This window comes from Roseivivax sp. GX 12232, from assembly GCF_021272185.1.
Taxonomy (GTDB): domain Bacteria; phylum Pseudomonadota; class Alphaproteobacteria; order Rhodobacterales; family Rhodobacteraceae; genus Roseivivax.
Map to the genome: position 1 here is coordinate 418,743 of NZ_JAJSEC010000001.1, position 11,563 is coordinate 430,305.

An 11,563-nucleotide genomic window follows, 5' to 3' on the forward strand; every position below is an offset into this window, starting at 1 on the left:
CGGGCCACCGGAAGTACAGAAGGGCCGCGTTGAAGGACGCGGCCCTTTCTCGTGCCAGGGCCTCAGTAGTGGCCGCGTTCGCGCATGATCGCGTCGATCCGGTTCTGGGACTTGCGCAAGGCCTCCTCGACGCCCTGGCTGCGCTGGAGCATCAGGTGGATCTCGTCGCCGAGAACGCCCAGCACGTCGCTGAACTCCGGGATGGGCGGGCGCGGCCATGTCTTCAGCTCGCCGCGCCGCTCCATCCCGTCGACCTGCGCGATGATCTTGCTGCTGGCCTGGACCTCGGGGTCCGCGCTGGTGGAGAAGCGCGGACTCGTGAGGTTGCCGTTCAGCACGTACCATTTGAGCATCTCGGGGCGGGTGAGGTACTCCATGACCTTCCATGAGGTCTTCTTGCGATGGGGCTCCAGCGCCGCCGGGATCGCGATCGAAAAGCCCCCGATCGGAGAGACGGTGCGCGCGCCCGGGGCATGCGGGTGCGGGACAAAATCGACCTTGCCATGGGCGGGCGAGTCCTGATTCAGCTCGAAGGCCGCGGCTCGGATGCTCCAGCCATAGGTCATCGCCGCCTCGCCTCTCGAGAAAATGCCGATGCGGCGGTCCCAGTTACAGACCATGCTCTCGTTGTGGCAGAACTCGGCGAGCTCGAGCAGGAACTCCGCCGTCTCGCGCGCCGCATCGCTCAGCAATTGCGGGCGATAGTTTTCCCCCTGGATCACCGCGACGTCGAACTCGTCGCCGAGGGGTGCCAGATTGATGATCGGCTGACCGAAATCCGCGAGGGTCTGAACGAAGGTATGCGCGACCGGCGTTCCGCGGCCGTAGTTCATCACGATGCCCGACAGGTTGAAGCCCGCCCGGTGCAGCACCCGGGCCGCGAGGAGCACGTCGTCGGTGGTCTGCGGGATCGACAGCCCGGCCTCGGCGAAGAGATCGCTCCGGCAGAACAACAGCTCCGCGGTCGGCTGGATCGGCAGGCCGTATTGGTGTTCGTTCCAACGCGAGCCGCGATAGGCGGCGTTGTGAAAATCGGACGGATTGAAGCGCGCCTCCTGCAACAGGTCGTCGAGCGGCTCGATGACCTCCTCGGTCGCGAGCTGCCCGATCCACGGCAGATCGACGGCGATGAGGTCGTATTTGGAGTGCTTGCGCCGGGCGTTCTCCATGATCTCGCCGTGCAGCTGATCGAGCGGCAGAGTGACGACCTCGACGTTGGTGCCGCACAGTTCGTCCAGATTGGACGAGTATTGCTCGAGCGTCTTGAAGGTGGGGTCGATGGGCCCGAGGATCCGCACCGTCCGGTCGATCCCGACACCGGTCTGCATCGCGTTGGGATAGGGCAGGATGCGGGAGGCCATGTAATAGCCTCCGAAATAGAAATCGCTGATCTCCCCGTCCCCGGTGGTGAAGCCGAAGGTGTTCCCCACCATCATCTTGAGCTGCATCGCGAAGCTCTCGAATTCCCTGATGAGCTTGCGCGTGGGATGCAGCGAGAAGGACTTTCCCGATTTCGATTTCGGACGCTTCAGCAGGAGCCCCTCTTCGATCAGCTCCGTGATCCGGCGCATCGCGGTGCCATAAGGCACATCCGCCGCCATCGCCGCCGAAGTGACCGTCAGCAGCCTGCCCTCGAGATGGCGCCGCATGGCGTAGGAAATGATGTTCCAGCGCGGATCGACCGTGGCCAGCGGCGTGCGCTTTTCCGAGATTTCGCGGTTGGAATCCACGAATGTCAGGATCCGAAGAAGTTCCTCGCGTGTCACCTCACCGCTCCAACCGCCACGTCCACAGGTCCGCTTGTAACAGGGAAACAACTCCGCCGGGCCATCGCCAGCCGCGTTTGGTCCAAATCTGACATTTGCCGTGTTCTCCCGATCCGCCGCCCTATGCGAGCGTTCCCGAGGATCAGTCTTGGGAGGCGCGAGGGATATGTCCGGCAAGGACTACGACTATATCGTGATCGGCGCTGGCTCAGCAGGATGCGCCGTTGCGGGCCGGCTCGGCGAAGCGGGGCATTCGGTCCTGCTGCTTGAGGCTGGCGGGCCCGACCGCAACCCGTTCATCCACATCCCGCTCGGCTATTCGATGCTCTACGCCAACCCCAGGGTGAACTGGTGCTACGAAAGCGCGCCCGAGCCGCATCTGAACGGCCGCCGCCTGTTCCAGCCCCGCGGCAAGGTGCTGGGCGGGACCGGCGCGATCAACGGCATGATCTACATGCGCGGCCAGCCCGAGGATTTCGACGGCTGGGCGGCGGCGGGCTGTACCGGCTGGAGCTGGGATGACGTGCTGCCGCATTTCAAGGCCTGCGAGGACCAGGAGCGCGGCGCCGACGCCTTTCACGGCACGGGCGGGCCGGTGGCGGTTTCGGACATCCGCACCGAGCACGCCCTGGGCGAGGCGTTCCACGCCGCTTCAGAGGCGCTCGGCGTGCCGCGCAACGACGATTTCAACGGGCCACGCCAGGAAGGCACGGGTTACGTCCAGACGACGACACGCAAGGGGATGCGCTGGAGCACGGCGGCCGGCTATCTGCGGGGGCCGGCCAAGCGGAATATCGACCTGCGGCTCAATGCGATGGTCGACCGGATCGTGCTGGAGGGCCGCCGTGCCACGGCAGTGCGCTGGACCGACAGGCGCGGGAGGCACCAGGCGCGGGCGCGGCGCGAGATCATCCTCAGTGGCGGCACGTTCAACTCGCCGCAATTGCTGCAGGTCTCGGGCATCGGGCCCGGCGCTCTCCTGCGCGCGCAGGGGATCGACGTGGTCCATGAGCTGAAGGGCGTCGGCGAGAACCTTCAGGACCATTTCGGCATCGGCGCGGAGTACCGCTCCAAGGTCCATTCCACAGTCAACGATCTTTACAACAACAAGATCAAGGGCGGCCTGCAGCTCCTGCGGCACCTCGTTTTCCGAACCGGCCCCTTCGCCGACAACGGCAATTATTCCAACACCTTCATTCGCTCCGGCCCCGAGATCGACCGGCCGGACATGATGGTCACCTTCATGGCCTGGTGCACCGACGAGCAGCTCAAGCCGCATCCCTTCTCGGGCTTCACCATTCTCGCCGAACACATGCGGCCCAATTCCCGCGGCCACGTGCGGATCACCAGCCCGGATCCGAAGGTGCAGCCGGAGATCCAGTTCAATTTCTTCGCCGATGAGACGGACCAGCGCGCGGCGATCGCGGGGCTCAAGTTCGGACGCAGGATCGCCGCCACGGCGCCGATGGCGGATTGCGTCGAATACGAGCTCTCACCGGGCAAGGAGGTTCAGAGCGACGCTGACATTCTTGCCTATTGCCGGGCGAACGGATTGTCGCTGCTGCATCCGGTCGGCACCTGCAAGATGGGCGTCGAGGGTGACGCGGTTGTCGACCCGCGCCTCCGCGTGCACGGGATCGACGGGCTGCGGGTTGCGGATGCCTCGATCATGCCGCGCATCGTCACCGGCAATACCAACGCCGCCGCGATCATGATCGGCGAGAAGGCCGCCTCGATGATCCTCGAGGACGCGAAGGAGTTCGCGTGATGCAGACGCTCGGGATCGCCCTGATGGGCACAGGCCGGATGGCCCATGTCTACGGCCCCAAGATCAACGCCCATCCGGGGCTCAGGCTCGAGGTGATCTACAATCCGCGCCGCGCCTCGGCGGAGGCGGCCGCCGCGCAATATGGCGGCCGGGCGATGGACGACCTCGGCGCGGTGCTGGCCGATCCGGGCGTCGACGCGGTGGTGATCGCCACGCCGACCGACACGCATGTGGACTATATCGAAGCCGCCGCCCGGGCCGGCAAGCCGATCTATTGCGAGAAGCCGCTGGACCAGAGCCTCGAACGGGTGGACCGGGCCCTGGCCGCGCTCGAGCGCGACCCGGTGCCCTTCATGCTCGGCTTCAACCGCCGCTTCGACCCGGACAACGCGGCGCTCCGCGCGGCGGTGCAGGCCGGCGAGATCGGCCGTCTCAACATGCTGATGAGCTGGTCGCGCGAGCCCGCACCGCCGCCGATCGACTATGTGCGCGCCTCGGGCGGCTATTTCGTCGACGCCACGATCCACGATATCGACCTGCTGTGCTGGATCGCCGGAGAGCGTCCCGTCGAGGTGCAGGCCGCCGGCTCCTGCATGTTTGATCCTCAGATCGGTGCCGAAGGCGATTTCGACATGACCATGACGACGCTGAAGATGCCTTCGGGCGCATTGGTGCACGTGAACAATTCCCGGGCCTGCGCCTACGGTTTCGACCAAAGGCTCGAAGCCTTCGGCGATGCGGGCATGGTGCAGACGGTCAACCACCGCGATGACAACCTTGTCCGGTGGGACAGCAGCCGCACGGCGGCGCGCGAGCCGCTCAAGCATTTCTTCCTCGAGCGCTATGACCGCTCGTTCTACAACGCGCTCGACGAGTTCCACGCCGCGGTGACCGAGGGGAGGCCGCCCTCGGCCACCGCCGCGGACGGGCGCGCCGCGCTCGCCATTGCTCTGGCCTGCAATCAATCGGCGAAATCGAGAACGACAGTCGCGCCTGACTACGGTGGATCGCGCCAATGATGGTTGCCCATCCATCAGGACAGCTGCGCGCGTGATCGCCAAAGCCTTTTGACCGGTCGGTTTACTGGTGGCCGGGAGGGGGTCAGGCGCGAGGCGAAGAATGCAGCATCCCGCACAAACTCACCCCGAAGTCCCCTCCCCCGCGCAGCCCGCTCCCCATTTGCAACGCGATCTCAGGGAGCCGTTGCGGCCGATTTGCCCTCGGCCGCCCAAATGGCACCGCGGCGGATCATTTCGGTGACCTGCGGAACCTTCAGATCGTCGAGTTCGTGCCCCAAGGAGCAGTAGAACACGCGCCCCTTGTCCCACCGCCGTGTCCAGGTGACCGGGATGACGGTGCCCTCGATCCACCAAAGGTGATCGCCCGAGAAGGTCGTCGTGGCCAGCACCTCGTTCGAGGGGTCGACCAGCATGTAGTATTGTTCCGACCGCATCCGAAAGCTCTTGATCCCCTGCACGAGCGGGTGGTCTGGCTTGCAGATCGTCACATCGTAATCGATGTAGTCCTCCTGCGGCTGCAGGTTGTCCGGCCAACCCGGCGGATGGGCCACGAACTGGCCGCCGATCAGGAAATGATAGGTCGGGCGGTCCCGAAAGGCGTCGCCCATATGCCCATGCCAGCCCGCCAGGCCGCAGCCATTGCCGATGAGCTGCAAAAGCCCATCCTCCTGCAGCTTGGTCATATTGCCGAACTCTTCCTGGTGGCCGGATCGGGCTGAGGACCAGATCGGAGTGATCAGGTCCAGATCTGACAGCTCATCCGGATGTTCCAGCGGCTCCAGCGTGTCGTAGACATCGACCTTGAAGCCGTTCTCGCGCAGCAGCGCCTGATACCAGTCGGCAAAATGGGTCGGTGTGTGGCCTTCCCAGCCACCAACAAACAAGGCTGCCTTCATTTTTTCATCTCTCGCATGAAATTGAGCATCGCTGCCATATCCCGGTCGCCGAAGCCGGATGCGCGCGCTTCCGACAACCTCTCGTGCGTCACCCGCGCTTGCGGCATGGCGACGCCAAGCCGCTCGGCCAGCGCCGCAGTCACCGCCATGTCCTTCTCGGCCAGGGCCACGGTGAAGGTGACGTCGTGGGCAGCCTCATCGAGGTAGAGAGGCCGGCGGTATCTGAGCATCGGCGCGCAAGCGGCAGAGGCTTCGATCACATCGAAGGCGTCTTCCGGCGCAATCCCCGAAGCCTCTGCCAGCGTCATCGCCTCGGCGAGCGTCTGGTTGATCCCATGGATGAGGGAATTGACGGCAAGCTTCATCATGGAGCCCGCCCCCTGCCGGCCGAGGCAGATGGTCTGCGCTCCCATCGCGTCAAAGAGAGGCGCCAGCGGCTCCGCGTCCGCCTCGGTGCAGCCCGCCATGATCATCAATGTCCCTTCCGCCGCGGCCTGCGTCGCACCGGAGACGGGCGCATCTATGATCTTCACGCCCTCCGGGGCTTGGACGGCGAGCGCGGCGATGTGGTCGGGGCTCATCGTGCCCATCTCGACGAAGACCCGCGCGCCGTTGTGCGCGGAAAACAATCCGTCTTCTCCGAGATGAACGGCCTCGGAGGAGGGATCGTCGGCCAACATGGTCACGACCACATCGACCGAGGCGGCCAATTCGGCCGGGGTGTCTGCAACATTGCAGCCGAGCTCCGCGGCGAGAGCCCTGGCTTTGTCGATCGTTCGGTTCCAGAGGGTCACGTCGTGTCCGGCCGCGGCTATATTCCGCGCCATGCACACGCCCATGCGCCCGAGACCGGTGAAGCCGACACGCATCACGAAACGCGCCTAGGAGAGGCATTCGAATTCGATCGACGCATGTTTTTCATCTTCACCCCAAGAAGGCTCCCGCTTCGCGTTCTTCATTTTACCAAGACAGCGCGTGGGTGGGGTGCTGCGGCTTCTCCATTTTGAGGATCGACACATCCGTTTTGGACAGGCTTATCACTATGCGGCATCACCGATCTGTGTCAGCCCGCACGCCTGCGGCGCCACCCAATCCATTCCGGGAGCACCCCAGATCATAAGCAGGCCGCGGCGCTTCAGCGCTTGGCTGCAGGCCGGCTGGTTCTCGGTCTTGTAGGTCAGCGGGGTCGGTCCGCTCAAGCGGACCAGCTTCCGCACCGGCTCCGCAAAGTGAACCCCGTCTAAGCCTCGCGCAACGAAGCCCGTCGCGCCCTCCCCGCGCCCAGCCGCCCCCTGTCCATTTTGGATTTCTTTGCGTTTGACCGGTGCGCCTCACTTTCCATCATGAGCAAACGTTTGCGCAACTGATTGCGCCCGGTTTGCATAAGGAAGGAAAGCCCGCATGGCCGCCGAGAAGGTATTCGACGTCATCTTCGACTCCGAGGGCGTCTGCGTGGGAAAGCTGCGCAACGAAGTCACCAACACCGCGCACAAACCCTTTCAGGTCAGCCGCATGCTGGCCACGGACGAAGGCACCTTTCAGGGGGGCGAAGACACCGCGCCGACACCGCTCGAGTTCTTCCTGACCGGCCTCGTGGGCTGCCTGATGACGCAGATCCGCGTCTTCGCCAAAAAGAAGAAAATCCCGATCGGGGATCTGACCGTGTCCTGCCGCGCCCATTGGGAGGCGGTGGCTGATCCCGACATGCCTTATGCCGCGCGGCCGGCGGGCTTCGTGATCGACATCTCGCTCGACAGCGATGCGCCCGAAGAGGCGGTCCGCGCGCTCCTGGATGGCGCGAAACGGGCCTGCTTCGTCGAGGCCACGCTCGCCCAGAAGAACGACATTCAGCACAACCTGCGGCTCAACAGCGCGGAGCCGGTCGCAGTCTAAGCAGGCTTTTCGCCGCGCCCCTGCCAGGGCGCATATCAAAAGGGAGGAATACCATGACCAAGAGATCAACCATCCGGGCGGGCCTGCTGGCCTCTTCCGCCATCGCCGTGGCGGCTCCGGCTTTCGCCACCGAAGAGATCGACGTGACCATTGTGTCGGGCTTCTCGCCCTCGGTCGCGGTCGTGAAATTGCTGCAGGAGAGCTTCATGCCGGGTGTCGACGCGCGCCTAGCGGAGACCGGCAATTACAGCATCGACTGGCAGGAGGCCTTCTCGGGCACGCTGGCCAAGCCCTCGGGCGAGCTTGAGGCGATCCAGACCGGCCTGGCCGACATGGGGGTCATCCCCACGGCCTTCCACGCCGACAAGCTGCCGGTCTACCAGATCGGCTATGTCACCCCTTTCACGACGACGGACCTCGTCCTGATCCACGAGGTCGTGGACGGCCTGGTCGAGAAATATCCGGCCTTTAACGAGACCTGGGAGAGCCTCGACCAAGTGTCCCTGTCCGTCAGCGGCATTCCCGACAACTACGTGCTGTGCTCGTCGAAGCCGATCCAGTCGGTGTCGGATATCGACGGGCTCAAGGTCGCGGGTGCGGGCCCGAACCTGCGCTGGATCGAGCCTGCGGGCGCCACGGGCGTCACCGGCACGCTGGGCAATTTCTACCAGCTCGTGGAAACCGGCGTCGCGGATGCCATGCTGGTTTGGGGCGAAGCGGTCGTCTCGCTGAAATTCTACGAGGTCTGCGACAATTACTTCAACGCGAACCTGGGCGGCGTGAATTCCTACGTCATCAACGTCAATGAACGCGCCTGGGACGGCTATCCCGACGAGGTTCAGGAGGCGATGATCGCGGCAGCGCAGGACTTCGGCGTCGATCTGGGCGAGTTTGCAGCCGAGCTCGGTGCGCAGGCGCGCGACAGGTTCGTCGAAGCCGGAGGGACCGTCGTCGAAATCGACCCCGAAGAGCGCACGGAATGGGCCATGACCCTGCCGAACCTCGCGCAGGAATGGGCCGACAGCCTCGAGGCGCGCGGCGTGCCCGCGGGAGACATTCTGACCGACTACATGCAGGCGATGCGTGAGGCCGACCAGCCCATCGCGCGTCAGTGGGACCAGTGAGCCCGCGCAACGCCAAAAGCGGGGGCAGCAGCCCCCGCACCCTCGGCTCCGGCGCTTCTCCGGTGCCCGAGCCCACGCCCGTCCTGACGCCGATCACCACGGCCATGAACACCCTGGGCGCGCTCATCGTCCTGGGCATGGTGGTGATCGTGAACATCGACGTCTTCGGACGCTGGCTGGCCAATGCGCCGCTCGCCGGAACGCTCGAGATGACGGAGATGGGCGTGGTCGCCGTGGTCTATCTGACCATCGCGCATGCTGTCGGGGGCAAACGGCTGACCCGGTCCGACGCGCTGCTGGGCGTATTGGCCAATCGCGGCAAGGACCGCCTCGTCAACGCGATGCGGTTTTTCTTCAATTGCGCAGGTGTCGTCGTCTTCGCGCTGATTGCCTGGGGGCAGATCCCGCGCGTGATCGACGCCTGGGAACGGGGCTACTTCAAAGGCAACGTCGGCATCTTCACGGCGCCCACCTGGCCTCTCGAAGCCATCATGCTGCTGGGCGCCGTCGCGGCCGGCCTGCAGTTTCTCATTCTGGCCTGGCGCCGTCTGAGCGACCTGAAGGGATGATCCGATGACGGGACTGGAACTCGGCCTGATCTCGGTCGGCGTGATCGTGGCGCTGATCTATACGGGCATGCACGTGGCGGTGGCGCTGAGCCTTGTCTCTTTCGCCTCGGTCTGGATCCAGAACGGCGATCCGGTGCTTGCGGCAAAACTTCTGACGCTGGCCGCGGCCGATGGCATCGCCGACCAGACCTTCGCGGTGATCCCGCTTTTCGTCATGATGGGCCTGATCATGAGCGCATCCGATGTGGGGCGCGACGCCTATGACGTGGGCGACTACTTCCTGCGCCGCATTCGCGGCGGGTTGGGCCTCGCGACGGTCGGCTCCAACGCGGTCTTCGCGGCTGTCACCGGCGTCTCCATCGCCTCCGCCGCCGTCTTCACCCGCGTCGCTGTGCCGGAGATGCTCCGGCTCGGGTATTCGCCGCGTTTCGCGGTGGGCACGGTCGCCGGGTCGTCGGTTCTGGGCATGCTGATCCCGCCGTCGATCCTCTTGATCATCTTTGCCATTCTGACCGAGCAATCCATCGGCCTCATGTTCTTTGCCGGGATCGGCCCGGGCATCATTCTCTCGGCGGTCTATTGCCTCGGCATTGTTGCGATGGCCTATCTGACCCCGAGTTTCGTCTTCGACCAGACCGGACGCTTCGCGACACCTGATGGCACCACCCTGGGCACGGGACCGATGCCCCAGGACTTGGCACCGCCGGACCGCACGCCCGGGGAGATCGCGTCGAAATCCCTGCCGCTGATCGGCTTGATCACCATCGTGCTCGGCGGGATCTACGGCGGCGTCTTCACTCCGACGGAGGCGGGTGCTGTCGGCACGCTCGCCGCACTCATCCTCGCGGTTGCGCGCCGCAAGCTGTCCCTGGCGGAATTCTGGGGCGTGCTGAAGGAAACCGGCCATCTGACCGCGGCGGTGTGCTTCCTGGTCATCGCGGCGACGATGTATACCCGCTCGCTGGGTCTGGCCGGGGTGCCCATAGAGATTGGCGGCCTGGTGCAGACGGCAACCGACGACTTCCTCATGGTGATCCTGATCTACATCCTGGTGATCCTGTTCCTCGGAACGATCATCGACAGCGTGTCCATCATCCTGATCATGGTGCCGCTCTTTCTGCCGGTGATGAACAGTTTCGGGGCCGATCCAATCTGGTTCGGGATCATCACCGTCATCGCGGTCGAGGTTGGCCTTTTGACCCCTCCCCTCGGAATGGCGTGTTTCGTGATCAAAGGATGCCTCGAGGACGACCGGATCACGCTCGGGGATGTCTTCTTGGGGGCAGCGCCCTTTGCACTGATGATGGTTTTTGTGCTGGCATTGCTGACAGCCTGGCCAGACCTTGTGTATATCGATCGCTGGTTCGGCTGACATCTTCGCTGTCCGAACCCCGTCAATGAACCGGAGCCGCAGGACGTGACGCAATCGGACGGGACCACTGACAGCCGGCCGCGCGCCGCAAGGCGCAAGGCCCGGCGCGTGAAGATCGCCGACATCGCGTCAGCGACCGGGGTGCACCCGTCGACTGTGTCCCGGGTTTTGCGCGCGGACCCACGCGGACGCATCTCCGACAGCGTGGCCAAACGGGTGCGCGAGGCGGCGAAGACGATGGGCTACCGTCGCGACGTGGCGGCCGCGAGCCTGCGCACCGGCTCGACCCAGTCCATCGGCGTCATCGTCCATGACATCGAGGATCCGGTCTATCCACCCATTCTGCGCGGGATCGAAAAGCGCCTGCTCGAACGGGGCTTCATGACGGTGGTCGGCAATACCGGATACGACATCCAGGCCGAGGCCGAGATGTTCGAGCAGATGGCGACCCGCATGGTGGACGGCGTGATCCTTGGCACGACGCGCCTGCGCGACCGGGTGGTCGAGCTCGCACTCGAGCTTGGCGTGCCGCTGGTCTCGGTCCTGCGCAACACCGAACGCCTGGAATGCAGCGCCGTGGTGAACGATTGCGCCGCGGGGATGCGCGAACTCGTGGATGTGGTGGTCGCGCATGGCCACCGAGACATCGCGGTCATTGCCGCACCACAGGACCTGTCGACCGCGCGCGACCGCCTCCGCGGCCTCCAAGAGGGTCTTGCCGCGCATGGGCTGGACTTGCCGCCCGATCGCCTGGTCGTGGTCGACCGCATGGATCTGGCGTCGGGTCGCGCGGCGGCCTCCGCGCTGTTCGACCGCCAACGCCGACCGCCACAGGTCATCATGGCGGTCAACGATCTGGTCGCAATCGGCGCCATCCAGGCCTGCCGCGAGCGCGGGCTGAGCGTCCCGGGCGACATCTCGATTACCGGCTACAACGATATCCCGCTGGTCGACATGATCGACCCGCCGCTGACGACCATGGCGATGAACCTGTCGGAAATCGGGCGGCGGAGCGCGGACCGGTTGCTTGAGCAATTGTCGTTCCCGGAGGCCAAGCCTCAACTCACGCGCGTGATGCCGAAACTGCAACTGCGAGCGTCACTTGCGAAGGTCGGAGGTTGATGGCCGGCGCGCGCGAAATGCTGCGAGGGTTACG

The 11,563-nt window shown here is 65.0% G+C and carries 10 protein-coding genes; 7 read left to right on the forward strand and 3 right to left on the reverse strand.

Annotated features, from left to right (window positions below; all coding sequences use genetic code 11):
* Positions 1-62 precede the first annotated feature (62 nt).
* On the reverse strand, positions 63-1,766 hold the full coding sequence (locus LR948_RS01855) for an extracellular solute-binding protein (RefSeq protein WP_232752229.1): 1,704 nt from the start codon (positions 1,764-1,766) through the stop codon (positions 63-65).
* Positions 1,767-1,932: 166 nt separating this feature from the next.
* Here LR948_RS01855 and LR948_RS01860 point away from each other — a divergent pair, with 166 nt between their 5' ends.
* Both LR948_RS01860 and iolG read left to right on the forward strand, forming a co-directional pair.
* Complete coding sequence (locus LR948_RS01860) at positions 1,933-3,534, forward strand: GMC family oxidoreductase (RefSeq protein ID WP_232752230.1); 1,602 nt, start codon at positions 1,933-1,935, stop codon at positions 3,532-3,534.
* Complete coding sequence (gene iolG, locus LR948_RS01865; protein WP_232752231.1) at positions 3,534-4,553, forward strand: inositol 2-dehydrogenase; 1,020 nt, start codon at positions 3,534-3,536, stop codon at positions 4,551-4,553. The genes LR948_RS01860 and iolG overlap by 1 nt, the downstream gene beginning before the upstream one ends.
* A gap of 173 nt (positions 4,554-4,726) precedes the next feature.
* Here the strand turns inward: iolG and LR948_RS01870 are convergent, their stop codons facing one another.
* Both LR948_RS01870 and LR948_RS01875 read right to left on the reverse strand, forming a co-directional pair.
* Complete coding sequence (locus LR948_RS01870) at positions 4,727-5,449, reverse strand: ThuA domain-containing protein (protein WP_232752232.1); 723 nt, start codon at positions 5,447-5,449, stop codon at positions 4,727-4,729.
* Positions 5,446-6,318, reverse strand: coding sequence for an NAD(P)-dependent oxidoreductase (locus tag LR948_RS01875; protein ID WP_232752233.1), 873 nt, complete (start codon positions 6,316-6,318; stop codon positions 5,446-5,448). The genes LR948_RS01870 and LR948_RS01875 overlap by 4 nt, the downstream gene beginning before the upstream one ends.
* Positions 6,319-6,850: 532 nt before the next feature.
* Between LR948_RS01875 and LR948_RS01880 the strand changes: the two genes are divergently transcribed.
* The 5 genes from LR948_RS01880 to LR948_RS01900 all read left to right on the forward strand — a co-directional run bounded on the left by LR948_RS01880 (position 6,851) and on the right by LR948_RS01900 (position 11,529).
* Positions 6,851-7,342 (forward strand): OsmC family protein, encoded by a 492-nt coding sequence (locus LR948_RS01880; protein ID WP_232752234.1) that lies wholly within the window; start codon positions 6,851-6,853, stop codon positions 7,340-7,342.
* A 53-nt stretch (positions 7,343-7,395) separates the two neighbouring features.
* Positions 7,396-8,466, forward strand: a complete 1,071-nt coding sequence (locus LR948_RS01885; protein WP_232752235.1) for a C4-dicarboxylate TRAP transporter substrate-binding protein — start codon at positions 7,396-7,398, stop codon at positions 8,464-8,466.
* Entirely contained in the window at positions 8,463-9,035 is a 573-nt protein-coding gene (locus LR948_RS01890; RefSeq protein ID WP_232752236.1) for a TRAP transporter small permease, read from the forward strand. Before LR948_RS01885 ends, LR948_RS01890 begins: the two co-directional genes overlap by 4 nt.
* A gap of 4 nt (positions 9,036-9,039) precedes the next feature.
* Positions 9,040-10,407: a TRAP transporter large permease gene (locus LR948_RS01895; protein WP_232752237.1), complete on the forward strand. Its 1,368-nt coding sequence runs from the start codon at positions 9,040-9,042 to the stop codon at positions 10,405-10,407.
* 108 nt (positions 10,408-10,515) lie between these two features.
* Positions 10,516-11,529, forward strand: coding sequence for a LacI family DNA-binding transcriptional regulator (locus LR948_RS01900; protein ID WP_232752238.1), 1,014 nt, complete (start codon positions 10,516-10,518; stop codon positions 11,527-11,529).
* Positions 11,530-11,563: the final 34 nt, after the last annotated feature.